The following is a 24,799-nucleotide window of genomic DNA, read 5'->3' as shown; positions in this document are numbered from 1 at the left end:
CTTACTATTATTACGTATTAGTAGATGGAAAGTTTCGGTAATCATTAGCCATATCTAGCTAATTCTATGTTTATTTAGGAAGACTTCTATAATCTTTGTGTATATTTCTGGTTGTTCTGAATGAACTAAATGAGCTGCAAAAGGAATAATTGAGACATGTACATATTTATTTAACTTCGGATAGAGGGATGCCCCTTTCGTTTCATTAACATTTCCTTCTCCTACTACAAATAAAATAGGCAGATGAAGCATTTTCAATTCACTAGTTTCTTTAAAAGGATACCATTCTACATTTCTACCCATGTAAATAAATTGCTTCCAACCATTACCATGAAGAGTATTAAAATAATCAATTATTTCTTGATTTTCTAAAATCTTTGCTTGATGTTCTACGTCTTTTTGATGTGCTTCTGACCAGTTATTAGGCTTTTCTGGTAGGATTCCTGAAATGGTCAAAGATTGAACTTTATGAGGATAACTTTGTGAGAATTTTAAACCTACTAATGCACCTAGAGAACAACCTACTATATGTGCCTTTTCTATTTTAAAATGTTCTATAGTTTCTAGCAAATCATTTGCAGAGTCTTGAAAAAAATTAGAATAATCATTTGTAAAAGATTTTCCATGACCTCTCAAATCAGGTTTATAGACTTTAAAGTCGTGTTTAAAATATTCACTTTGATATTCAAAATCTGTACTACCTGTTTGTAACCCCGTATGCAGAAAAATGACTGGTTCCCCTGCTCCTATAACTTCTGTATGTAAGATCATTCAGTCCTCCAAAATTAAATATTTACATATTTATCTGCTTCCTTAATTAATTCCCAAATCCACCGTTACGCCATGCTAATCCGACCATTTCCATCAGTAAAAGTGGAACGGCAAGCATGATTGATACAGTTATGGCCAAACCTCGAAAACCGATGTTCTTGGGAGAGCGAAATGCAAAATACATAGCAGTGAGCACTCCTCCCCACACGATTAATCGCCAGTATCCGAAAGCAATGGCATAGGTGTGTATAAGTAAAAAGAACGCTACTGTAGAAGCACTTACAAGTAATGAAATCGAACTAAATTTTCCTTTCAAACATTCCACTCCTAGTAGTCCATCGAATTTGCTGATTTCAACAGATCCTCCATCTTAAATTCAGAACCCATTAACATCATCCCATAAAATACATCATCTTTACTCCAACGAATGGATTTAACGTCAGATGATTCAGCTTCAATAACAACCTCAGTTCCATCTTTCAATTTTGTTGTCTTCTTCTCACCTTCATCATTAAAATTTGCGTTTTCATTTTGAAACGTGGTTACACGAAGGACAGAACCTTTTTCATTACCATAAGTAAATTCAGTATGTAAGATATCTCCTTCTGGATCTCCCGCTGGTTCTGCTGCATATGTTAATTGAACGTCTTTTGGCTGAAAAGGAAGCTTTTCTGGAGCTGCCATCTTTTGTTGCGCGTCTTTTGGCAATTGCTCCATCTCTTTCTTCACATTTGGATAATTCATCTTAAGCTTCTCAACAGCTCCTTGATCGCTGCAAGCTGCCAAGATAAAGAAAAGCAACAAGCTTAGTATTTTCTTCATATGATCACCTCTTACTTTTCTATATTCTCTTTTTGGAATATAATTCCTGTTATATGAAGCAAGCTATCCTTTCAAAAAACACAAAAAAGCTTAGAGTTTGTCTCACTCTAAGCTATTTTCTACTTAATCGTAAAATTGATTTATAGAACAAATTCCATCGATATTCTCGTGTTTTTATAACCTAGCTTCTTATACAACTGATAAGCGGCTTCATTCTTTCCAAAGACACTCAATCCAATTGAATCTATTCCTGATTGCTTTAACATACTTTGAAGAATTTCAAACGTTTTCTTTCCGTATCCTTTTCTTCGATAAAGGTCATCTATGAAAATATGATACACATAGGCTTGATTAATCCCCGGCATCACTTCATACCAAAGAATTCCTACTTTTTCATAGGTTTTGGAATCTTGAATATTGAACACATGCTGACCTTCCGTTAACGATCCATCTTTCCAAAGATCAGACATCATCATTTCTGATTCTTCTAATGCTGACTGTAACGTTAGGTTGAAGTTCTTAGTGATTTCATAAGCGTAATCTGAAATCATGAATGCCAGATAATCCTGAAATTCTTGTTCGGTTAATGGGTTTAAATGTATCATGTTATCTCTCCATTCTACTTATGATCAATTAGAAGGAAGTAAACAAAGATTCATTCATAGAAAACTGATTAAATAAAGAGTTACTTCATGAATAAACAACTTTGTTTACTCGTGAGACCATGTAACACAATTTGTTTGAGACATTCTTATGTGCTCCTTTAACTTTCATTTTATAAAGTTCATTTTAACATAAAGTTCCAATATATGATTTAATCCATAATCGAACCGCACGTTACATTGATAATCGCACCTGTTATGGCACTCGCTCGATCCGATGCAATAAACACCGCTGTATCAGCGACTTCTTTCAACTTTGGAAGGCGTCCTAACGCTGTTCCTTCCTCCATATACTGCCTCACCTCAGGAAAGGCTGGTTCCCAAGTTTCTGGTATAGCATCTGATCTTAAAGATACGACACGAATGCCTTTTGTACCGAGCTCACCGGCTAAGCTACGGGTAAATCCTTCAATTGCTGCACATGCTGTCGCGAAACCTCCTGTGAAATGATACGTACGGTCTCTGCCTGATAATGATGAAGATGATGCAGAAAGAGTTAAGATCACTCCCGAATTCTGCTTTATCATATGCTTAGCTGCTGCAGTACTAGTGAGAAAATGAGTTTTGACACCCGTCAGAATGGGAGTCATAAAATCTTCTTGTGGCATTTTGGTGAGCGCTGTTCCTTGAAGATCTCCTCGGATTCCTATTGCGTTAAAGGAAATATCTATCTTTCCAGCATGCTGAACGATTCGATTCAGATGCCCTTCAATTTCATTTTGATTAAGAGCATCTACTTTCGTTACTTTCGCTGTGCCTCCAGCAATGGTAATCTCATTTGCTACCTTTTGCAGAGAATCGAGCGATCTTCCGGCTAAAAATACAAAAGCTCCCTCTTCAGCAAAAGCACGTGCAACAGCACCACCTATCGCACCACCCGCTCCATAAACCACTGCGATTTTGCCTTTCAACAGCATCTTCAGTCCTCCTATTTTTAATTCTCTCAATCAGTATTGCACTTAAATCAGAGCTTTCATTCTTTTTATCCCTTTTTCTTTCGTTCCGTAAAAAAGTAAAAAAGTACATTCTCCTGATTGAAGAATGTACGGTCTGTTTTCTATACGTTTTAGAGACTTAACTTTTCTTTCACTTCTTTAATTTGAAGAATATGTCTTTGTTCATGATAGGCCACAAACGGAATCCATTGTTTTAAACTAATATCACCGAAAATTGGATGTGGAAAGCCTTTTGCCTCTAAGTCCTTTTCATCAGCAGTATTCTCGATATCTAGTAAATGTTGATGAGTTGCAGCTAATTTCATTTTCAGTTCTTCAAAAGATGCAAATTCTGAAGTTGGCACTGCAAATTCTGGAGCATCAACTTTAATATCTCTGTTAATTGTTGCTTCAATCGGCTTCTTGTCTGCGTTTACCACTTTACCATTTCGAAGTTGATGTTTTATGTTTTTAGCAATACCGCCTTCCATTAAATATAAATGTTCTAGAATTTGCTTAATAGACCACTCATTCTCTGAAGGTTTTCGATTTAGATTCTCGTCATTTAATCCTTCGACTTCTGTAAACAAATCTTGGCGGATCTTATCATTAATCAGCATTTCTTCATCACCTTTAATGTATATGACTTGTCCTCGTAGTGTAGCATAATCAGCTTTCAAAATTCTCGTTTGAGAACTTTGTCCCATCGTTTATTTCATTGATTCCTAATCATTTCTATAGTTGTTTCCGATATAAGAATTGGTGCTTTTTGAAATAAATTTTATTATTATAGGAGTCATTTCTATGTCTATCAAAATTCAAACGTATCTGTCCGTGAGCATCTCATTGATCATACTAACCACATCATTATTTCTTAGTATCTTTATCAGTGATAAATCCAGCGAATTATTAGAAAAAGAAATAGGTAATTCCCTAGCTTCTTCAGCTTTTCAACTATCTCACAACCTTGATTCTTTCATGTGGTCCAGATACCAGGAACTACAAGTTTTAAGTGAACAGGAAGTTCTGAAAGACCCGAGAAGAATAAATGAAGCACAATTTCTGATTGATCAGCTTCAAAATAAAATCCCCTCCTTCTCTTGGGTTGGAATAACAAATCAAAAGGGAGTCATTCAAGCTTCCACAAAGAAAATGCTTATCAACCAGGATATATCTGCTCGTCCCGTATTTCAAAAAGCAACTGAACAGCCTTTTATCGGTGATGTACATGATGCCCTTTTACTATCCAAACTGATTCCAACCAAGGATGGTTCACCTTTACAATTAGTTGATATCAGTACGCCATTAACAGATAAGAACGGCGTTTTCCAAGGTGTGTTAGCCGCCCATCTCAGCTGGGAATGGTCTAAAGAGGTGGAAGCCGCGATTCTAAAGCCGATAAAAGAGCAAAAAAAAGATGTGGAAGTATACATAATCAGTAAAGAAGATACAGTACTCCTAGGTCATAAAAATGATTTAGGAAAAAAAATTAAGATAAGTGATCTCGATAATAAAGGAAAGAAAAACGAGTGGAATTTTGTACGTTGGCCAGATGGAAAAGAGTATGTAACAGGCTATGCTTTTGGCGACGGATATCAGAATTATCCCGGACTAGGCTGGACAGTTGTCATTCGTCAATCAGAACAAGCGGCTTATGCATCCGTCCAATATCTGCAAACATTCATTTTAGTCTGTGGTATTGTGATTTCTCTACTTATGGCTGTTATTGGATGGTTTATCACAAAGAGAGTTTCTCGTCCTCTTTATGACTTGGCTATCTCTGCTGACAAGTTGAAAGATGGTGAGATCGTAGAGATTCCTTTGTTGCGTGGAATCAAAGATATAGAAGTTCTAAGTTCTTCTTTTAGAAGCTTAATCTCATCATTAAAGCAAACAGAAAAACAGTTAGACAAGATGGAGAACATGGCACATACGGACTTTCTGACAAGTATGCCGAATCGGTTAGCTCTTTTAGAGTACATGAATTCAGTTCGCTTTGATTCTTCTAATGGCAGCTATGGGGTGCTTTATATAGATTTGGATGGTTTTAAATCAATCAATGATACACAAGGACATCATGCAGGAGATCTACTATTAATAGAGGTAGGTAAGCGGATCCTTGATACATTAATAAATAAGGAACATTTCGCAGCACGTTTAGGTGGAGATGAATTTGTAGTTGTACTTCCTATTCAGGAGAATTATTTAAATGAAATAACCGAGATCTCACACTTCCTCATAGACACTCTTAACCGACCATTTCATATTCAGGAACATTCTATAAAAATTGGGTGCAGCCTGGGATCAGCTGAATGGGTAGCTCAGGACGTTTCACCACAAACCATACTTGAATATGCAGATGAGGCATTATACGTTTCAAAGAAAACGGGTAAAAATAAGTTGAGTTTTTATCCATTTCGAAAAACCTCATAATATTGCTTCAAATAAATAAAGCATCCGAATGAATGCATCCGGATGCTTTCTTATATTTGATTTACTTTAATTGACTGATGAATGGTCCATAATTTCTCGGGGTACGCTGCACAGAAAACCATTTTAGAGTAGTGAATTCTTCTAACACCCACTCACCATTAAATCGGCCAAGTCCTGAATCTTTTTCTCCACCAAATGGCATGTGAGGTTCATCGTTAACAGATTGGTCATTGATGTGAATCATACCTGTATGAATGGCATGAGCTAGGTCTGTTGCATGTTCAATGTTTTTAGAGTGAACGGCTCCGCTTAGTCCGTACGGATAAGCATTTGCCATTTGAACAACGTCTTCATCCTTTTCAAAAGGAATAAGAATAGCTACTGGTCCAAAAATTTCATTCTTCGCTAAAGGCATTTCATTATTAACATCTGTTATTACGGTAGGTTCTAAAACATTTCCATTTGCATCTCCACCAATACGAATCTTCGCACCCTGTGAGACGCTCGCTTCAATATCTTTTAAGATTCGATCAACTTGTTCTCTATTGATTAATGGACCAACATTCGTATCTTTTTTAGACGGATCCCCAAATTTCAGATTGTTTGCTCGTTGAACAAAGGTTTCTGCAAATTCTTCATAAATATCTTGATGAACAAAGATACGGTTGATCGCCATACATATTTGACCTTGGTGATAGAACTTTCCAAAAAGGGCTGAATCTACGGCTTGATCAATGTCAGCTTCTTTTAACGCGATAAATACGTTATTACCACCTAATTCAAGAGCAGATTTCTTTAAGTTCTTACCAGCAAGTTCACCGATGTGTCTGCCGACTTCCGTAGAACCTGTAAACGAGATCAGACGCGGAGTTGGATGTGTGACAATCTCATCTCCAATTTCTGAACCACGTCCTACGATAACGTTGATCAGACCTTTTGGAAGTCCAGCTGCTTCAAAAATACTCGCAAAAATTAATCCGCCTGTTACCGGTGTGTCAGTAGCTGGTTTGATAACAACAGCATTTCCAGTCGCGATGGCAGGTGCGATGGATCGAATAGCTAGATGGAACGGGAAATTCCAAGGACTAATAATTCCAATTACCCCTAACGGATTACGGTACACTCTATTCTCCTTGCCTGCTGTTTGAGAAGGAAGAATTTTTCCTTCCATCCGATAAGGGTATGTTGTAGATTCTTTTAAGATATTGATTGAAGCTCGAAATTCTGAGACAGCTTTCATATAAGTGCTTCCTGATTCTTTGATGATCCAATCAATAATAAGTTCTTCATTCCCTTGCATAACGTCAGCTACTTTTTCTAGTACAGCTCGCTTGTTTTGTGGAAGTTCGTTTGCCCATTCAGCTTGAGCGATTCTTGCCGCTTCATAAGCTTCATCCAAGTCTTCTTTCGTCGCAGCATGAATCGTAACAAGCTCTTCATCTGTGAATGGATTTGTGTTTTTCATGAAGCTATCACTGCTTCCCTTTCTCCATTCGCCGTTAATATATATTTTTGAAAAATCAGTGTTCATTTTATTCATCTTCATTTCCACTCCTTTTACTTACAAAAGATTAGTTAAGACCTTACTCCTATTTTTAAACGATGTAAATCAATCTGCTTATTACTTTACCCAACTACTTTTAGATACTACACATGATTTGTCATTCTGAAGTTTTTTACGGTACGTGTTTTTATATTTGTTACACGTTCACCGATAAATGGAGTGTAATCACCTAAGAACTAATTGTGAGCACCGGTTAACACTTAACGTTCACCGATAAAGTGGACCTTTTCACCTGAGATCAAGACACTTCCACCTGAACATATACTGATCAATGGTGCTGTCGTATTTAGCAAGAATGCATTCTGAACCTAATTCTTAAATAAAAGAAAAAACCGACACTAGATTGGGGGTTAATCGTACCCAAAGTGTCGGTTTTATAAAAATATCTTAAGCTGTAACTGATTTAGTTGATGTCTTGTTTTCTTTTTCAATCTTATTTACTGCTTCAGCACTTGTATCAACGCGTTTGACGAAAAAGGCAAGCACTAAAGCAACAATGTTAATTCCGAATGCAACAAAGAATGAGTATTGAATTCCTGACAGAAGAGCTTGCTGTGTTAAAGCAGCGGTTGAGGCTTCGGTAATCGTAGCTGGATCTACTCCGCTCATTAAGCTTTCTGCTTCTGTTTTTGTAACAGTGTTCATAATCGTAACTAGTATCGCTGTACCGATCGAACCTGAAACTTGCTGTGCTGTATTGTTAACGGCTGTACCGTGCGGATTTAAGCTCGTTGGAAGCTGATTGAGACCATTCGTCATAATCGGCATCATGACCATCGATAATCCAAACATGCGCATGGAATAGATCATGATGATATAAGAATAAGACGAATCAGCTTGCAGATGAGCGAGCATATAAGTCGAGACTGCTGTGATAGAAAGTCCGACTACCGCTAAAGCACGCGGTCCGAATTTATCAAAAAGTTTACCAGTTATAGGTGACATGATACCCATAATGATTGCTCCCGGCAGCATCATCAGTCCAGAATCAAGTGGTGAAATTCCTCGAACGCTTTGCACGTAAGCTGGTGTAAGAATCATGCCAGAGAACATGGCAACCGCATTAACAATCGCAATAACGGATGCAAGTGCAAACATTGGATACTTATACACTCGAATGTTCAACAATGGTTCATCTAACTTTAATTGTCGCATGATGAAGATAACCAATGCTATTCCACCAATAATCAATGTTGATAGAACAACGGTATCTGTCCATCCGTCTGAACTTGCTGTACTACAGCCGTATAGGATTCCTCCAAAACCGATGCTAGACAACACAAGAGAAAGATAATCCAACGATACATTTTTGTTCTGCTTCATCACGTTCTCAAGCTTCCATACTGCAAACAATAAGCTGAGGATAGCAAGAGGCAGAATCATTTCAAAAAGCAGACGCCAGTCATAGTATTCTACGATATACCCTGACAATGTTGGTCCGATCGCAGGAGCTGTAATCATGACCAACCCGAAAATCCCCATCGCAATACCGCGTTTTTCACGAGGAAAACTAACGAGCATGACGTTCATTAAGATTGGTCCCATAACAGATGAACCGACAGCTTGCACCATACGTCCTGTTAATAACACACCAAAGTTAGGTGCAAAGGCTGATAACGCTGTACCAATTGTAAAGATGACCATTGCTGTAATAAATAACATTCGATTAGAAAATCGAGTGATTAAAAACGCCGACGCTGGTATTAGAACACCGCTCACAAGCATGAAGCCGGTGACCAGCCATTGAACGGTCGAATAGTCTTTAACATTTAAATCCACCATGATGGTAGGCAATGCTACGTTCAGCAATGAATTGTTTAAGAAAGCTACGAACGCTCCAACGAACAAGATCGCAAGCATCAAATAGGGTGGTTTTTTATGTTGTAAAGTGGAATCTGTATTCCCCATGTCATTTCTCCTCTTTATTAAATAATTACTTAACTTCATTAAGTTTATACCCTCAGTCTAAAAATATCAACACTTTTGTACCGTCAGTCTAAAAGCGTTGTGTTTCCATCTCAAGAAATTTATACTAGTCATAAGGGTTGGACTTAGGAGGAACGCATGAATAACAGAAAAAGAAAAGTCGCTGACACCGCATTAAAGCTGTTTATTGAAAAAGGCATTCAGCAGACTTCTATACAGGAGATCATTGATAAAGCAAATATTTCAAAAGGCACGTTCTATAACTATTTCTCATCAAAGAGTGACTGTATCGCAGACATCTTAGAATTTCTGCGTTATGATGCCAGTCAGCAGCGAATTGCCGTTCAGATCGGTAGGGATACAGGTGATCGAGGCGTTTTCATTGAACAAATTGTAATCATCATGCGTTTGAATCAGGAAAGAAACCTTCAGCCGCTTTTTGAAGCGATTCTTTCATCCAATGAAGCCGACTTAAAAAAACTCGTTATGCAGCATCGTTTATATGAGATGGAATGGCTTTCTAATCGTTTTATCGAGATCTTAGGTGATGAAGTTCGAGAGCATGTTTTTGAAGCTGCCATCCTATTCTTTGGTATGATGCATCATATGTTATTTACGATGCGTATAACAAATACGATTTACTCCTTAGAGCATGTGGTTGATACACTTCTCTCTTATATTGAGTTGATCGTACCGAAAATGATGATGAACGAATCTGTTCTCATCCCTCTTTCAGCTATTGATTTACTTCGTACAAATGCAAATAAAAAACAAGTTAAGATAGATGACATTCTTTCACTCGCTAATCAGCTGCAGCAGGATTATACGTTTAACGAAGAACAGCAAGACCTTTTTGATGCGATCATGAGTGAACTTCAACGTGATCGTATTCGTAAAATAGTTCTACAGCCATTATTGAAGCCATTTCAAAAAAGCTTTGAAGAATCACCAATCTCTTCTCAAGCGCAAACTTTTACTAACTTGGTATGGTACTTTTTAAGAAACATGAATTGAAGAAAAGGCTGACCGAATTATTTAATCGGATCAGCCTTTTTATGTTTGCACAAATGACGTACTCTTCTTATAATATTGGTGAATGGAGGTCGGTAAAAATGGCAAATCATTTTGCCGGAATCATAAGCAGCTCATGCAAAGCCTGATATTAGGGGCGATTCTTTGTATGGGCAGACATCGGTAACGTCAGTCGCCCAAGCGTATGACTTCGTTTCTAATGATGGCTTTGCACCTTGTTTTCTTTTTTCACAAAAAATAAGGAGCTGAACCAAATGAGTAAACCATTCATTAGAAATCATCAGTACACCCTCATAAAAAAACAGGTTTTACAACTACAGCGTGCATGTAATAACGGTGCTGATCCAAAAGTAATCGAAGCTGTTCAACACAGCGCTCAATCAAAAATTCTTGAATCTTTTTCTGAGCTAGATGAATCACAAAAAGATTTAATAGCGGGGTTAGAACCTTTACGCAAATCAGAAGAGTTTCAGAAATACTTGCAATCCTTAGAACCATTTCTAGAAGATTTTTCTGCCACTACTAATAAGCAGATCATGAAATTGTTTCCGAAAGTGAAGAAGCTGAAAGTACCCGATTTAAATGCGATTGATTTTCAAAAGATCAGTTATCTTGGCTGGGTCGATATTGGTACGAATAAAATGTTCATCGTGTATCACTTAGACAGTAAGCTAGTTGGTGTGCAAGGTAGATATACACCATCAAATAAGGGTATCTGTTTTTTGTGTAACGGAATTACAGATGTTGCATTATTTTCAGCGATAACAAAATCTAAACCAGCAAACGCTTCTTCAGACTATTATAAAGCGATCGGAAATTACATTTGTACGGACAGTCATGAGTGCAATAATAGAATTTCAAATGTTGACACTATAGAAAAGTTTCTTAAAGACGTTCTATACTAAAGAAAAGCCAAGCTACTGCGTCTAGCAGCTAGCTTGGCTTTTTTGTTACCTTCTTAAAGTTTTAAAGCCGGAAAATGAGGAACCACTTCTTCACCTAGTTCTTGTATAACTTCTTTAGCTGGTCTTTCACTATCAAAGAGTGCAAAGAACAAGTGGTTTACTCCAGACTCTTTATACACTTGCAACAGCTCGATCAATGGATTGCGGCCGATTCTAAATCCTAAACGAATCGGTTGTGGAGCTTCGTTAGGATCTTCTGCTAGATCAAGGTGCATCGGCTGAGTGAATGGTTTGAACGTATCAGGATGATAGCGCTCAACTAACTCTCTCCACCTTTTAATTGTTACTTCTTGATACTTAGGGCTGCGAGGATAGTACATCCACCCATCTCCATGCTCTGCAAACCACTCCATTTCCTGTTGCGCATAGCCTGTAATAAAGGTTGGAATGCGTTTTGTTGGCTTAGGTACAAGATTTGCTCCCTGCACGTTTCCCCGGGATGAACGAATCCTAGGATACTCCTTATATAAAACCTCGTTAAGATATTGAAATGCCTCTACAAACGCTTGCCCTCGTGTTTCGTGTGCTACGCCTAAAGCAGAGAAATCTGCACGTCTATCACCTGATGATATTCCAAGCAACACGCGTTCTGGGAACAACTGATCCAAAGTAGCGATCTCTTTTGCAACACGCAACGGATGCCTTAATGGTAGAACAGCAGCTGCTGTTCCTAGTGCGATTTCCTTCGTCTGACTTGCCAAATATGTCATATAGATCATCATGTCGTAAATCTGTCCTACCGCTGGATCTCCAAAATTCGGATCTTCCAAAAGAACATCACGAAACCATAAACTTGTAAAACCCAACTGTTCAGCTAACTGCGACAGTTTAACTTGTTGTTCCATCGTCGGTGTAGCAAATCTATAATTTTCAAGAGGGATGTGTAGTCCAAGTGTTAATTCACCCTCACTATACATTCGATTGTAAGAACGATGATATTTGAATGGATTCATTGTTGGTCGTGCCCTCCTATGAGAAAAGATTCCTTTATGATTTAAAATCATACGCTCTTTACCAAAAAATAAAAGTACGCACTTTGAAGTACGATAGGCACTTTCAAGTAACAATTACGTAATATCAAAAAAAGCTGACAGCAAAAAGGTATGTAAAACCTTTTCGTGTCAGCTTACCTAAACATTTTAGTTATTTTGTTTCCATTCTTCAGCCAATAGGCCATATATCACATGATCAACATAATGATCATAAAGCCATTCTGCTTGGCGAATCTTGCCCTCTTCCTGAAATCCTAGCTTCTCAGGAATCGCACGGCTTTTTCTATTTTTTTCAGCTACTCGTATTTCAATTCGATTAAGATCGAGTTCATTAAAGCCATATGCAATATATGCTTGACACGCTTTCATCATAATTCCTTTTCCTTGAAACTGTTGACCGAGCCAATAACCCATAACCCCGATCTTATGTACTCTATTAATTTCGTTAAACCCGATAATTCCAGCAATGTTTCCTTTATAGATGATCGCTGTTGTCTTCGGATAGCCCCCTGTTTCAATTACCCCTTTTAAGGTCGCTTTTATGAAAGCAAGGGAATCTTCTTCTTCATTCGTATAGTCTAACCAGCCTAACCATTCCTTTAGATACTCTTTAGATTGAATCGTTAGTCGGAAGAACTCTTCAGCATCTTTTTCATTAAACATGCGAAGAGATAGCTGCTCATCCATTTTATAAACAAACATAACCCCTGACCCCTTTTTTCCTAATTTTAGCACATAGGTACGGAAAAATGAGGTTATTATTGATTTTAAAAATAGTTCAACGTATTCCGAATTATTTATTCTAAATATATTGAATTTTATATTTCGTTGAATTAGAATTAAATCTAAAATACATTACATTTTGGAGGTAAACATGAAATATATCCATTCTCCTCATTCTCATGAAACTGTATCCCTATCAGTTGAGAGTTCAATGGTATGGGAACTAGCTCTAGGAATTGCAGGTTATACATACAAAAAATTGCGTCACACGTTTGAACAGGATGAGCAGTGGACACAGCAAGAGTCTCTAATGTCAGCGTCTTTAAGAAAGAATTTAAAAACCATACAACAAACAAACTTGTGGTATGGCATGATTATGCTGCAGAACAAAATTTCAGCTTCTACGATTACAGAATTTTCATTAAAAGTTTCTGAGTTACCCTCTGACGTTTTTTATGAGACGCTTTTACCTTACAAAAATCGTTCATGTGAGTCGCACCGAAATGAGGCCGCAAAAAGTTATGAACAATCTACTGCCTTTGATCAATACTCATCTCTATTTAAAGAACATGAATTTTTGGAGGGATATATAAGAACACTTGGGGAAGTAAGCCGTGAAGAACTACACTCCTTACTAACCGAAACACTCTCGGAATGGTATAACTGGCAGAGTCAAAATTCGGATTGGGAAAAATGGATACAAGCTCTCTCATTTGAAAAGAAACTGCATGCTCTTCTTGATAACCAAAAACCATCAGAGGAAGTTGAACGTATTACAAGAGGAGCAAAATATGTTCCAGAACCTTCTGTATGGATCATAAAACTCATTCCACATGTCACTTATAGACCATGGATACTCGAACAAAAAACATCAGATACAAAGCTCATCTTTTATCCATTGAGTGATGAAGCATTATTAGAACCGGGTTCTCCACCAAGCGAGATTGTACGTGGCCATAAAGCACTAGGTGACGATCTGCGATTAAAATTATTGTATCAACTAATGAGAGGACCACTCTCTCTTCAAGAATTAACCACACAGTTTAACGTTTCAAAAACCACCCTGCATCATCAGCTATCACTTTTAAAAGCTGCTAAATTTGTTAAGGTCGAAAAAGGTATTTATTCCGCTAATACACACTATATTCGTTCGTTCTCCAACAAACTTCATCACTATTTGGGAGACACAAATGAAGAATAACTCATTCTCAAGATCATTTAAAGCCCTCTGGATCGGAGAGATCATTTCCGAATTTGGAGGGGCTGCCGGTGGAATCATAAATGGACTTCTTCTGTTTGAGATAACAGGTTCCAAAGAGTGGATGGGGGCGCTTTGGCTTCTTTATTTTATTCCATCCTTAATTCTGCAAGGTATCAGCGCTCCATTCCTAAATCACGTCATTAAAGAAAAAATGCTTTTAAATATTCAACGATTCCGTTCTTTCGCTTATATTCTGCCTTTGATCGGATACATAAGCGGTTCAGAAATAGGTACGATCGCTGGATTAGTGATTCTGCAATGTGTATTGGGTCTATTGCAACCGATATACGCTAGTCTTTCTTTTGCTTTATTACCAGATCTTTGTGAAGAAAAAGAATTAGTTTCTGCCAACAGCTTACTTGATGGAACCATGCGCCTCATGAGTTTTATCGCACCAGGTGTTACATCTTTACTTCTTTTAGTCAGTCCTCTGTATACCATTTACGGGTTATCTAGCCTTATGTTTTTACTGAGCTCCATATCGCTTTCTCTAATTCCTCAAGTAAGCAAAAAAAGAGTAGCTACATGGTCAAAAAAGTTCTGGTGGGAAGAAACAAAAATTGGGTATCGTACTTTCCTTCAATTTCCACAGCTACTAAGACTAACTCTGTTATCATCATCTGTACAATTTGCAGTAGGAGCCACTTTGGTAATAAACGTGCCTTTTATTAGAGAAGATTTGACCGGGGAAGCTTGGGAATATGCGATTTTTGCCGGAATGTTTCCGATTGGATATGCGCTTGGCATGCTGCTTCTTACAAAGTTACCTAAGAACAACAAAACCATGTATGTTGGCCTTGTAGGAGGTGGGTTGTCTTTTATCGCATTGTTTTTCGCTCCTTCTGTTTATATCGCTTGGGGATGCGAATTCTTAGGAGGACTCTTATTTCCGATGTTCAATGCCCAAAGCTCTGCTCTTTTTCAACGATATGCTCCTCGAGATCGATTATCACAATTAAGCGCGGTAAGGTTACTTTTTCTTCGGATAACAATGCCACTCGGAATCTTATTCGCTTCTAACAGTTTCTTTGGCATAAGTACACGTATGACTTACTTCTTAATCGGAGTGATAATTGCAGTGCCAGGAATGTATTACTTAATCTGTAATTTGTTACAAAATAAAGATCATGATTTGAAAGATCGAGTTAAAATCACAATTTAAATAAAAAATGGCGACCAAAACTAGAGAGTCCTAATTTGGTAGCCATTTCTTTTATTTTAAACTAAATATTTACTAAGGAATTAATACAATTTTCCCTAACTTTCCTGCTTTCTTAAAATATGTTTGAGCTTCTCTTGCCTCTTGAAGAGGAAACGTTCGATCTATAACGGGTTTAATTTCACCTTGAGAAATCGCATCTAACATTCGAGCAAATTCTGCCTTTGTTCCTAAAACAGAACCGTATAGTGTGATGTGCTTTAAATATAAAGTTCTAAAATCAAGCTCTGTTTTTTGTCCGCCGGCAGATCCTGAAGTACAGAACTTGCCTCCGTTTTTTAAAACTTGAAGAGAAGTAGAAAACAACGCGTCTCCAACCACATCTAAAACAGAGTCAATCGGACCACCGTTTATTTGTTGGATTTCATGCACAAGATCACTTGATTTATATGATACAACATGTGTTGCTCCGAGTTCTTTTAGTTCACCTTCTAATGTTAAGTCACCAACTACTGCAATTACTTTAGCTCCAAAAACATTTGCAGCAATCTGTACATTCAGTGAGCCTACACCACCGTTGGCACCCGTTACGAGGACGGTTTCATTCGGTTGAACCTGAATCTGTTCGACCATGTGCCACGCAGTTAAACCACTTACGGAGAAAACGGCACTTTCTGTGAAACTCTGTAAAGGCATATCAAAACAAAGATTTGCTGGCCATACTACATATTCAGCATACCCTCCGTCATACTCAGACCCTATAAATGACATATCATCAGAGATATGTTCGTATCCTTCTTCTCCACTTGATGTAAAAGGAAACAAAACAACGTCCTTTCCTATCATAGAAGATGCAACTTGTTTCCCTGTTTTCACAACTGTACCTGTAATATCTGAGCCTGGTATTCTCGGAAATTGAACCCCTTCTGGTCGCCAACCTGATTTAGAACCTGTACCATATGCTCCTTCTCTCATCCAAATTTCCGTATTATTGATGCCACATGCCTTCACCTGAATTAAAACTTCATTTTCTCCTGGCTCCGGTATGTCTATTTCAACAACTTCTAACTTGTTTATATCTCCATAACCTGTCACTTGAACTGCTTTCATATACTCATTCCTTCTGTCTTAAATTTCTTGCAGCTATTCAACCCTTTATTAAATTTAATATTTAACTTCTCCATCCCTTATAGTAGCCCAAAAATCATTGAGTAAAACTTTTGCAGTAACGTGTAATAAAGTAAAGTTAACGTTCTGATACTTCCTTTTAGCTTTTATTCTGTAAAACAGGTAAACTAATTAAAATTGATACCTGAGAGTGGTGATAACTTGAAAGTGAATATGAAAGAGTTAATCGAACAAAAAAGGAATGTTCATGTACTGTATTCTTATAATGGAATGAAAGAATACACAGAAAAAATTGTGAATTATATTCAAGACGGCACCTCTTTAGGAGAGTGTGTTGTAGTTATTGAAAACGAACGCATCTATCGCATGCTTAAACAAGAGTTGGCCATTAGATTAAAACCTGATCAATTGAAGCTTGTCCATCATGTAAATAATTTTGACTTTTACTATTCAAGCGGCAGTTATCATCCCCCTGCCATTGTAGATTACTTTTTCAAAACCGTTAAACCTTTTGTAGATAACAATAAGTCTTTTCGTTCATGGGCACATGTTGAATGGGGGACAATGGAAGATCCTCTTCATCTTATCGAAGACCTAGAGAGAATCGTGGACGGAGCGGTAAATGAGTTTGCATTCCCACTTATATGTGCATATGAGGGTGAAAAAATGCCAGAAAATCTTCAAACCAGCTTACTGAAAACACATCCCTATATACTCATGGATGAGGAATTTGTTGTATCAGACCAATACACATTAAAACGTATAAATAAATAAAACACTGCGATCTGCAGTGTTTTTAACTTATAACTGGCCATACTCCCGTTTCCAGCACATACTCTTCATTTGAATTCTTTACAACATAATCAAAGTGTTGACGTTTGGGATGCATGAATACTTCATATTGAATTCTTCGTTCATCGTGTGAATGTAACAAATAATCAATGTTGGTCCCTCGTTCCGAAACATCACGTACCCCTCTCCTGCTTAACTCAGTATCGCCATCAGTATATAGATAGATTTTAAGATCAAACAATGCAGAATTACAAAATGCTACACTCATTCCCTCAATTATTTTTATCTGTTTTTCAGAGGAAACCAAGATACTTTCTGTTAAATGAGTCCCAATCGTATATAGATCTAACCTATCCCTTATCATTTTTATGTCTCGCTCTAAAGCCCAAATATGATGAGCAAGCGGATGACAGGCTGTCATTTTATACGAATGGTGCTTATTGTGATACACGTAATCTACTGTTGTGCATTTTCTTAGCTCAGAACGGACGATATATGGATCTGTGTTAATAGAATTTACTTTTTCCTGCCCAATCATATGTATAAGTTTAGAAGCAAATGTTGTTTTTCCTGCGGCACCGTGTCCAGAAATCCCTATTATCAATGGCTGCTCTACTCTTTTTATACGATTACTTACTTCTTGTAAAATGTTTTCCATGTTTTTTTACTCCTAATTTTTTTCTGGAGAAATAGATCTTTTTAATAAATATCTCTGAATACCATTTAGTTGTAAATATATAGAAATAGACACACCGAGAATGCCACCAAGCATTATGCAAATACCCTGTTGATCATAAGAACTTCCCACAATGAGACCAAACAGTAACCCTAATAAAAGATTGGAAATGAATATCTTCATATTTCCTTACTCCTTTTTAACCTCTAATTATGTGTCTTGTCTTTCTTTCGTCGTGTAACATATCGCTCAATACCAGAAACCATGCTTCCTATAATGTCGAGAGCACCGTTTGCAATAAGAACTAGAGCTATAATAGCTACTGCAAGTCCTGCTCCGTACACAGCACCTGAGTTCATAAGTTCCTCCTAAATGGAATATAATGGTACTATAATGTATATGTTACTCGTTAACAATTATGTGAATGGGGGTCGATCCATGTATGAATAAAACATTATTCTCACTAGTTCTTGGAATAGTTATAGGAAGTGTATGTTCTTATTTTCTATTAGACTATCAAAGCCAGACGATTGAATTCATAAATCATAATGGTGAAAAGTCTAAAATTGTTCATGAATTAGATTTCAATTTTATCTCTAACACTGTGGCGTTCATGATAGGAGCTTCTCTTATTGTATATTTTACGATTTCATGGTTGGAGAAAAAGAACAAACGCTAATTTTTTTCCTCCGTCAGGTAATGTAGAGGATTTACGACTTCAAACCATTTACTCTCATTTAAAAATTGCGTAACTAAATGTACATGAGCCGCACCAATTATTAATAGGGTACGATCTGATATCGATGTAATCTTAGCTAAATTGTAATAAAGGATAAGATTTCGTTGATACCACCATCTCATCCAATCGATGCCAATATATTCTTGGGATGAACCAATTCTTGCTATTGCCATATACATCTCGTGTTCCTTCTCAATAAAGGAAGTTTGGTTTTGTGATCTGATTATTTCATAGATGCTCTCGCTACCTATTGAAAGCTGCTGATTAGAACGATAGGTATCATTTATGTAACGAAAAAACTCAGGTTGATTCTTTTCAGCCCACTCAAAAACCTGACCCACCCCTCTATTTCCTACCGTATCCATCCAGTCCACAGCATGTACTTTTTCATGTTGTAGATCTGAGGCGATACGGAACCCAAGCTGATGTACTTCGTCAATTGCTAGTTTTAGTTCACCCTCTTTGAATTGAATAAACTCCTGATTCAATTTATTTTCTTCACTATTTACTACCTCTAATGCAACCTTTGTTGGCTTAAATTTCTTTAATTGTTCCACCACTTTCAATATTTCTTGTTGTCTTGAATCAGCTAACAGATCATCAAACTCCATTCGTTGAAGGTCCGGTGTATACCTCATGTGAAAAGTACTTACTACCATTATTTGTGGTTTTTCTTGTTTGATGTTCATCACAACAGCTCAATGCTATTCGTATTTAGTCCAGTTCTTTGAGATAACCACACCTCAGCATTCCTTATGAAATTATCATCTTTCCAAGCCGTTATCGCATCTCGCTCGCCCAGTTTTATAACTTGGTTTTGAAAGAAGTAATCCGCTATATAATAGCCAAGTCTGCTGTGACCAAATTTCTTACCACCATTAATGGAGAACCATTCTGAAAAAATAGTTTGGGCAGACAATGAGGTGTAATCTTTTGCAAACGCCAGTAAGAATTCATCTTCGTTTTTTTTAGCAAACTCAAACCACTCATATCCATGATTATCAAAGGAAAAGTAAACAGAGGGATGGAGACCGCCTACAATTTTCCTGGAAAAGTGAGTTGCTGCGCCTTCTTGATTCAACCAAGTCATGGGACTGTTCCAATTCATTCTCTCCCATTTCATTCCTTCTTTATCAGTCAAAATATTCTGTGTGGCGTGCCCAAATTCATGAGCAACAATGGTTCTTAAATGCTCAGGTTCTGGTGACAGTTTTTCTAATGCGAAAGTAACATTAGGTATGATCTGTCTGTGAGTATATGCATTTGAGCCATAACCACCAACGATAAGGTTAACTTCAACAGGAAATTGTACTCCATATTCCTCTTCATACTTTTGAACAACATCCTGAATGAGCGGATTTATTAAATCGTGAACGCATTGTATAGACGACCAAGAGTCCTGATATTTTTTAATTGATAAATCATGGCTTTCCTCTGTATCTTTGCAATGGTAAGAAAAATATTCATGAAAGACAGACGGGTACCTTTTATAATATTCTTTCAAAAACGAGATCGTTGGCTGATAGTTTTGCAGAAAAAATGAAACAGTATCAATAATTTTCATGATAATCCTCATCTCTTATCTCTCTTGCTATCTCAATTCAATAAAAATCCAAAAAATCCCTTTAAATCAAAAAAACTGCCCGAATGGACAGTTATGAGTCATTACTATTGGATTAATTTATCCATTCGAATGTCCGCCCACATTCGATCTTGATAATACGTGAATGCCTCGACCCTACCAATTTCTGAGTATCCCAGTTTTTGATAAAGCTTTTGTGCGGTGGTGTTGAATTCAAATACACCAAGCTCGATGCGTTTCAAACCATTTCTTTTCATTTCATTCTCTAAGTACGACAACGCTTGGTAACCAATTCCTTTACCTCTTCCAACCGATTCACCAATCGTAATACCTAACCATGCCGTTCCTTCCGTTCTCTTAAAAAGGTGAGGAGGATCGACCATATAGTTCATCTCACCTACTAATTGATCATCTACAAAGATCAAATAAATCTCGTGAAACTCTAAACGTTGATACAAGTCTTCCATCGTGATGACTCGTTTACTTTCGAGTTCTACTCTATCCTTATTCGGTCGTGTTAATGGAACAAGCTTTGTGTCGTTCTCCCAACGATTTAAAGCTTCAACTACGTTTTCTTCAGGTTTTAACATCTTTCTAAAGTGAATGTTCATTTCATAACAGCCTCCGTATCCTTATCTATGAACCTGCATGAATGTATGTCGAGCGACCATAATCCTGAATTTAAGATAACATCTGAGTGAACAATCTCAAGCCTTTTTCCGAAGATTGGTCCGTCTACAACAAATGTATGATATTCTCCATGTTCACCCATAGAGCAGCTCTTGGTAATTTCAATATCCTCACAAAAACTTGTATTCAACTCGCGACCTGTCCAAGTCGAGTCCAAGATATCTGCTGAAGCTCGACAAACAATCGACTGAAAACCTAATGAAATAAATTCTTCCAATAGTTCAGAGGCTTGTTCTTCTAAGATCCATACGGGAAAAAGAGCATCCAGACCTGCTTTTTCCGCAACCTGTTCATTCCATTTCCGGTCTTCTTCCATATACAAACTGCCGAATGCGATCGCATCTATCCCAAACTGTTTTTTTATAGAAGTTAAAGACTTTACCAAAGAAACTTCATACTCCCCAGCTGAATCCACCATAATTAAAGGAAGGTCGATCGCATCTGCTTGTAATTGTAAGATTTCTAATGGAATACCATGGGCATGATTTCGGACATCTTCTTCAGAAACCATGGATATTAAGCATACAACTTCATGCTTTTCTTGAAGCAATCGATATAGAGCTAAGCAGCTGTCTTTCCCGCCGCTCCAGCTAACAGCTACTTTTTTCATGTAACCATCCTCTCTCTTTTTTCTATCAGTCTTCAATATATTCAATCAGATCGCCTGGCTGACATTCTAGTACTTTACACAATGCATCTAGTGTTGAAAAACGAATCGCTTTTCCTTTTTCGTTTTTAAGTACAGAAAGATTAGCAGGGGTGATATCAACCAGTTCAGACAATCGGTTTAATGACATTTTGCGCTGTGCCATCATAACATCTAATTTTATTCTAATCATTGCAATCCCTACTCCACCTTTAGATTGTGTGTTTATTTTCTTCTACTGCCTCTACGGCAACCTTTAGCGCAGAGGCTAGAATCATGACGAAAATTCCTGTGAAAAACGTATCCACATAAGCTAGTCCTGTATATGTTACAGAAGCGTTCGTTACATGGATTTCCTTAAGTGCTTTTGTCATTAAAAGCTCGTCCATAAAGGTAAAAGCCGACCCAAGTACAAGAATGGTGATACCCATCTTGAATAAAACCTTAACGTTTTCCATCATAAATAAACTCTCTTGGTGTAAATTCTGTAATAATTTTCTCATGAGTCTTAGGAAAATTAACGCAAAAACAAACATAATGATAGAAGTCACCAATGAGAGAACGATAAATTCTTCATCCTTATAAAGCAAAGGTTGCTGATCAAAAACTAACGTTAAGTTGCTGTACACAGGATCAAAGGCACCGAAAGACTTTGCCAATTCTCCTGTTGGACTCATTAAATAAGACAAATGATAAACCAATGTAAAAATACCAATAAGACCAACAACATAAAAAAGAACTGAGCATAATTTCGCTCCATATTTATAAAAAATTTTCCACTTCATCCTTCTGCTCCTCATCATTAATTTCATAAATTTAACATACCACAAAAGAGAGGAAAAATCTCAATAATCATTATTTTTTTATTGTAAAACAATAAATATTTGTTGAATTATATAAAACACGCTGTTATAGTTATGTCGTCGACGTATTTGTTAGGTATTGGTAATTATGTAGATAAAGGGGATTGTTAAAATTATGGTTAAACAAAGAATTAACATTATCGATGGCATCAGAGGATTTAGCTTATTAGGTATTCTTTTAGCTAACCTACTCATTTTTCAGTTTGGGATTTTTGGAAAGGATGAGATTCACTATTACAAGTTATCTACCGTTGATTCGTATGCATACAACTTTACAAAAGTGGTGATTGAAGGAGCATTTCTTCCCATCTTCATGTTTATTTTTGGGTACTCACTGATTCTTATGCGTAACAAGTTAAAGGAAAAGAACAAACGCGTAAAGTGGCATCTGTTCAGAAGATTTGCTTTACTGATGACTCTTGGAATCTTGCACAGCACGTATTTATGGGAAGGAGATATTCTTTTTGTATATGGGCTTATGGGTCTTCTGCTTTTGGTCATGGTAAATCGCAAACCAAAGACACTATTGATATGGGCTATTCTACTATTCTCTCTTCTCTTCATTGGCTCTCTGTTTGAGGCAGAAGAAATTAAAATGATTCGTGCTGACAAGATAGACTTATACATGAAACAAACACAGGAAATCTATGGATCAGGAACGTACTCAGAAATAAGAGCACACAGTCTTGATGACGAGATGCTTGATATGAGTGGTGGTGAAGCCGCCTTCATGTTATTATTAACTCCTTTTGTTCTTAGTCCGATGTTTCTGATCGGTATGTATGCAGCACATCGAAAATGGCTGCAAAACACTTCTTCTAAGATCAAACAGTTCACAATCCTAAGTGGTTTATTTATACCAATCGGTCTCTTACTAAAAGCTACTCCTCTCCTCAGCAAGCAGTGGGATTATCGTTTAGATATGAGTATGATCGGAGGAAGTATGCTTGCGATCGGTTATATCAGTCTGTTCGTTTACATGTACAACCATCAGAAGTTCAAACGCTTTTTAACTGGTTTTGAGAGTATGGGAAAACTATCATTAACAAATTATTTAATACAGTCGATGATTTGTACATTTCTTTTTTACGGCTATGGTTTAGGTTGGTTTGGTGATCTTGGTGTAATACTGGCCACTGTAGTAGGTGTTATAATCTTTGGAATTCAAGCATTCCTTAGTTCCATTTATTTGAAATACCTGCCCATCGGTCCAATGGAATATCTTGTACGCTTGGTCGTCTACTTAAAGATACCTAAGTTCAAAAAACATACTTCTTTAGAGGATAATCATAGAAAAGCGATATAAATAAAGATAGCTGTCCACACAGGGACAGCTATCTTTTGTTTCATGATTATTTCTCATCTAGTCGATCCGCTATTCTTTTTAGCGATTGATTCATTTGATACAGCATGACCAAAACAAAGATTCCTACTCCTATTGGTACTAAAAATGTAAATAACCCCATTAATGCCAACCCTGACGATCCATATTCCATACACTCACCACCTCATGCCAGTTAATAATCAATGAGAACTTTTTTCAAAATTTCATCTTCCCATTTCTGTTCATACGTAATTTCGACGATTTCACATAACTCTTTATGTAACTTTTGAAATTGAGGTAAGATTCTTCTTAAAATCCTTAACATGTCTTCTTCGTTAGAATTGTAACGCCATTCAGATAGGAGCATGTGCTGCCAATCAGCTAACGGACTGCTCTTTCCTTCAACCTTCGACCAATCACCAAAGGTATTCGGTTGCAAACCTGCATTCATATACCATCCAGACACCATAGAATAGATCATGTTTTCTAAGCATTGTTTTGCGTATGAAAGTTCACTTCGCATGATCCGCCTATAGAACTCATGAACGTATGCAAAGAATTTAGTACGCCAGATCTCTACTTCTTCTATTGTTGGTGAGTAGGATAGCTGAAGTGATTGTTGCTTTATAGAGTTTATATGACCTTCAGGATCGTAAACTATTTTTAAATGCTGCATCCAAATAGAAGGGTGAAGATCATTTTTCTTGTAATAGAAAGAATCTACTTTGATAAACGAGTCATAATGAGCGATAGAATAGTTTGTCCAAGGAAAATCTTCATAGAAAAGAACTTTCCCCCAATTGGCCGCTCTTTTCTTTTTATTCTCTAGAAATTTCTCAAAAACATCGTCTCTCACGACAATACGAAGATCAATGTCTGAATAGAGATCTGTGTTTTCTTTTCCGATCGACCCGCCATAAAAAACTGCTAAAACATTTTTATCTGCCACTAGGTCTTGTTCTAGAGTTCTCATCAATTTTTTCCGTTGTAACGGCAATTCTTCATCCCTTTTTTTATAAAAATTCCTTAAATCTTCAAATCCCATTCATTAAAAACCAGCTCCCTATTATCATCTTCATTTCATATTCCTCTTAAAGGTGGAATGTACCTTTTT

29 protein-coding genes are annotated in these 24,799 nt (G+C 37.0%); 7 read left to right on the top strand and 22 right to left on the bottom strand.

Features of this window, described 5'->3' with window-relative positions:
• Positions 1 to 54: 54 nt before the first annotated feature.
• From ACNJYY_RS06480 to ACNJYY_RS06455, 6 genes are all read right to left on the bottom strand, one after another.
• Positions 55 to 771 carry an alpha/beta fold hydrolase gene (locus ACNJYY_RS06480; protein WP_416731046.1) on the bottom strand — a complete coding sequence of 239 codons (717 nt, stop codon included), beginning with the start codon at positions 769 to 771 and terminating at the stop codon, positions 55 to 57.
• 46 nt (positions 772 to 817) lie between these two features.
• The gene (locus ACNJYY_RS06475) at positions 818 to 1,087 is read right to left on the bottom strand and encodes a hypothetical protein (protein ID WP_416731045.1); all 270 of its coding nucleotides are present in this window, start codon (positions 1,085 to 1,087) and stop codon (positions 818 to 820) included.
• An 11-nt stretch (positions 1,088 to 1,098) separates the two neighbouring features.
• Positions 1,099 to 1,593: a hypothetical protein gene (locus tag ACNJYY_RS06470; protein WP_416731044.1), complete on the bottom strand. Its 495-nt coding sequence runs from the start codon at positions 1,591 to 1,593 to the stop codon at positions 1,099 to 1,101.
• A gap of 140 nt (positions 1,594 to 1,733) precedes the next feature.
• Entirely contained in the window at positions 1,734 to 2,198 is a 465-nt protein-coding gene (locus ACNJYY_RS06465) for a GNAT family N-acetyltransferase (protein WP_416731043.1), read from the bottom strand.
• Between the two features lie 209 nt (positions 2,199 to 2,407).
• Positions 2,408 to 3,172 (bottom strand): SDR family NAD(P)-dependent oxidoreductase, encoded by a 765-nt coding sequence (locus ACNJYY_RS06460; RefSeq protein WP_416731042.1) that lies wholly within the window; start codon positions 3,170 to 3,172, stop codon positions 2,408 to 2,410.
• A gap of 149 nt (positions 3,173 to 3,321) precedes the next feature.
• On the bottom strand, positions 3,322 to 3,810 hold the full coding sequence (locus ACNJYY_RS06455) for a DinB family protein (protein WP_416731041.1): 489 nt from the start codon (positions 3,808 to 3,810) through the stop codon (positions 3,322 to 3,324).
• Between the two features lie 184 nt (positions 3,811 to 3,994).
• Here ACNJYY_RS06455 and ACNJYY_RS06450 point away from each other — a divergent pair, with 184 nt between their 5' ends.
• Positions 3,995 to 5,623, top strand: coding sequence for a diguanylate cyclase domain-containing protein (locus ACNJYY_RS06450; protein WP_416731040.1), 1,629 nt, complete (start codon positions 3,995 to 3,997; stop codon positions 5,621 to 5,623).
• Positions 5,624 to 5,684: 61 nt separating this feature from the next.
• On the opposite strand, the gene ACNJYY_RS06445 is transcribed toward ACNJYY_RS06450, so the two are convergent.
• Entirely contained in the window at positions 5,685 to 7,154 is a 1,470-nt protein-coding gene (locus ACNJYY_RS06445; RefSeq protein ID WP_416731815.1) for an aldehyde dehydrogenase family protein, read from the bottom strand.
• Between the two features lie 420 nt (positions 7,155 to 7,574).
• A complete protein-coding gene (locus tag ACNJYY_RS06440; protein WP_416731039.1) occupies positions 7,575 to 9,095 on the bottom strand; it encodes a DHA2 family efflux MFS transporter permease subunit in 1,521 nt (506 codons plus the stop codon).
• A 156-nt stretch (positions 9,096 to 9,251) separates the two neighbouring features.
• Here ACNJYY_RS06440 and ACNJYY_RS06435 point away from each other — a divergent pair, with 156 nt between their 5' ends.
• Both ACNJYY_RS06435 and ACNJYY_RS06430 read left to right on the top strand, forming a co-directional pair.
• Positions 9,252 to 10,127: a TetR/AcrR family transcriptional regulator gene (locus ACNJYY_RS06435; protein ID WP_416731038.1), complete on the top strand. Its 876-nt coding sequence runs from the start codon at positions 9,252 to 9,254 to the stop codon at positions 10,125 to 10,127.
• Positions 10,128 to 10,399: 272 nt separating this feature from the next.
• Positions 10,400 to 11,050, top strand: coding sequence for a FusB/FusC family EF-G-binding protein (locus ACNJYY_RS06430; protein ID WP_416731037.1), 651 nt, complete (start codon positions 10,400 to 10,402; stop codon positions 11,048 to 11,050).
• 53 nt (positions 11,051 to 11,103) lie between these two features.
• Here ACNJYY_RS06430 and ACNJYY_RS06425 read toward each other — a convergent pair whose 3' ends face one another.
• Together ACNJYY_RS06425 and ACNJYY_RS06420 are read right to left on the bottom strand one after the other, a co-directional pair.
• Positions 11,104 to 12,063 (bottom strand): LLM class oxidoreductase, encoded by a 960-nt coding sequence (locus tag ACNJYY_RS06425; RefSeq protein ID WP_416731036.1) that lies wholly within the window; start codon positions 12,061 to 12,063, stop codon positions 11,104 to 11,106.
• A gap of 186 nt (positions 12,064 to 12,249) precedes the next feature.
• Entirely contained in the window at positions 12,250 to 12,804 is a 555-nt protein-coding gene (locus ACNJYY_RS06420) for a GNAT family N-acetyltransferase (RefSeq protein WP_416731035.1), read from the bottom strand.
• Between the two features lie 172 nt (positions 12,805 to 12,976).
• Between ACNJYY_RS06420 and ACNJYY_RS06415 the strand changes: the two genes are divergently transcribed.
• Positions 12,977 to 14,026: an ArsR/SmtB family transcription factor gene (locus tag ACNJYY_RS06415; RefSeq protein ID WP_416731034.1), complete on the top strand. Its 1,050-nt coding sequence runs from the start codon at positions 12,977 to 12,979 to the stop codon at positions 14,024 to 14,026.
• Positions 14,016 to 15,248, top strand: coding sequence for an MFS transporter (locus tag ACNJYY_RS06410; RefSeq protein ID WP_416731033.1), 1,233 nt, complete (start codon positions 14,016 to 14,018; stop codon positions 15,246 to 15,248). The genes ACNJYY_RS06415 and ACNJYY_RS06410 overlap by 11 nt, the downstream gene beginning before the upstream one ends.
• Before the next feature lie 72 nt (positions 15,249 to 15,320).
• Here ACNJYY_RS06410 and ACNJYY_RS06405 read toward each other — a convergent pair whose 3' ends face one another.
• Positions 15,321 to 16,355, bottom strand: a complete 1,035-nt coding sequence (locus ACNJYY_RS06405) for a zinc-binding dehydrogenase (RefSeq protein WP_416731032.1) — start codon at positions 16,353 to 16,355, stop codon at positions 15,321 to 15,323.
• Between the two features lie 225 nt (positions 16,356 to 16,580).
• On the opposite strand from ACNJYY_RS06405, the gene ACNJYY_RS06400 reads away from it, so the two are divergent.
• A complete protein-coding gene (locus ACNJYY_RS06400) occupies positions 16,581 to 17,147 on the top strand; it encodes an MEDS domain-containing protein (protein ID WP_416731814.1) in 567 nt (188 codons plus the stop codon).
• A gap of 22 nt (positions 17,148 to 17,169) precedes the next feature.
• On the opposite strand, the gene ACNJYY_RS06395 is transcribed toward ACNJYY_RS06400, so the two are convergent.
• The 9 genes from ACNJYY_RS06395 to ACNJYY_RS06355 form a co-directional block, all read right to left on the bottom strand.
• Positions 17,170 to 17,823: a uridine kinase family protein gene (locus ACNJYY_RS06395; RefSeq protein WP_416731031.1), complete on the bottom strand. Its 654-nt coding sequence runs from the start codon at positions 17,821 to 17,823 to the stop codon at positions 17,170 to 17,172.
• A gap of 12 nt (positions 17,824 to 17,835) precedes the next feature.
• Positions 17,836 to 18,024 carry a hypothetical protein gene (locus ACNJYY_RS06390; protein WP_416731030.1) on the bottom strand — a complete coding sequence of 63 codons (189 nt, stop codon included), beginning with the start codon at positions 18,022 to 18,024 and terminating at the stop codon, positions 17,836 to 17,838.
• A gap of 23 nt (positions 18,025 to 18,047) precedes the next feature.
• Complete coding sequence (locus ACNJYY_RS06385; RefSeq protein WP_416731029.1) at positions 18,048 to 18,200, bottom strand: hypothetical protein; 153 nt, start codon at positions 18,198 to 18,200, stop codon at positions 18,048 to 18,050.
• Positions 18,201 to 18,516: 316 nt separating this feature from the next.
• Entirely contained in the window at positions 18,517 to 19,269 is a 753-nt protein-coding gene (locus ACNJYY_RS06380; protein ID WP_416731028.1) for a DUF5694 domain-containing protein, read from the bottom strand.
• The gene (locus ACNJYY_RS06375; protein WP_416731027.1) at positions 19,269 to 20,144 is read right to left on the bottom strand and encodes a hypothetical protein; all 876 of its coding nucleotides are present in this window, start codon (positions 20,142 to 20,144) and stop codon (positions 19,269 to 19,271) included. The genes ACNJYY_RS06380 and ACNJYY_RS06375 overlap by 1 nt, the downstream gene beginning before the upstream one ends.
• Positions 20,145 to 20,248: 104 nt before the next feature.
• The gene (locus ACNJYY_RS06370) at positions 20,249 to 20,773 is read right to left on the bottom strand and encodes a GNAT family N-acetyltransferase (protein ID WP_416731026.1); all 525 of its coding nucleotides are present in this window, start codon (positions 20,771 to 20,773) and stop codon (positions 20,249 to 20,251) included.
• Positions 20,770 to 21,462: a diphthine--ammonia ligase gene (locus tag ACNJYY_RS06365; RefSeq protein ID WP_416731025.1), complete on the bottom strand. Its 693-nt coding sequence runs from the start codon at positions 21,460 to 21,462 to the stop codon at positions 20,770 to 20,772. The genes ACNJYY_RS06370 and ACNJYY_RS06365 overlap by 4 nt, the downstream gene beginning before the upstream one ends.
• Positions 21,463 to 21,487: 25 nt before the next feature.
• On the bottom strand, positions 21,488 to 21,691 hold the full coding sequence (locus ACNJYY_RS06360) for a helix-turn-helix domain-containing protein (protein ID WP_066392329.1): 204 nt from the start codon (positions 21,689 to 21,691) through the stop codon (positions 21,488 to 21,490).
• Between the two features lie 19 nt (positions 21,692 to 21,710).
• Positions 21,711 to 22,283: a DUF2975 domain-containing protein gene (locus tag ACNJYY_RS06355; RefSeq protein WP_416731024.1), complete on the bottom strand. Its 573-nt coding sequence runs from the start codon at positions 22,281 to 22,283 to the stop codon at positions 21,711 to 21,713.
• A gap of 193 nt (positions 22,284 to 22,476) precedes the next feature.
• On the opposite strand from ACNJYY_RS06355, the gene ACNJYY_RS06350 reads away from it, so the two are divergent.
• Complete coding sequence (locus ACNJYY_RS06350) at positions 22,477 to 23,667, top strand: DUF418 domain-containing protein (RefSeq protein ID WP_416731023.1); 1,191 nt, start codon at positions 22,477 to 22,479, stop codon at positions 23,665 to 23,667.
• A gap of 46 nt (positions 23,668 to 23,713) precedes the next feature.
• Here ACNJYY_RS06350 and ACNJYY_RS06345 read toward each other — a convergent pair whose 3' ends face one another.
• Both ACNJYY_RS06345 and ACNJYY_RS06340 read right to left on the bottom strand, forming a co-directional pair.
• Positions 23,714 to 23,857 (bottom strand): hypothetical protein, encoded by a 144-nt coding sequence (locus tag ACNJYY_RS06345; RefSeq protein ID WP_416731022.1) that lies wholly within the window; start codon positions 23,855 to 23,857, stop codon positions 23,714 to 23,716.
• 21 nt (positions 23,858 to 23,878) lie between these two features.
• On the bottom strand, positions 23,879 to 24,682 hold the full coding sequence (locus ACNJYY_RS06340; RefSeq protein WP_416731021.1) for an aminoglycoside 6-adenylyltransferase: 804 nt from the start codon (positions 24,680 to 24,682) through the stop codon (positions 23,879 to 23,881).
• Positions 24,683 to 24,799 lie beyond the last annotated feature (117 nt).

Origin of the sequence: Fictibacillus tiangongensis, from assembly GCF_048083785.1 — a bacterium.
Taxonomy (GTDB): Bacteria; Bacillota; Bacilli; order Bacillales; family Fictibacillaceae; genus Fictibacillus.
Note: the sequence above shows the minus strand (reverse complement) of the source record. Positions and strands in the feature narration are given on the sequence as shown.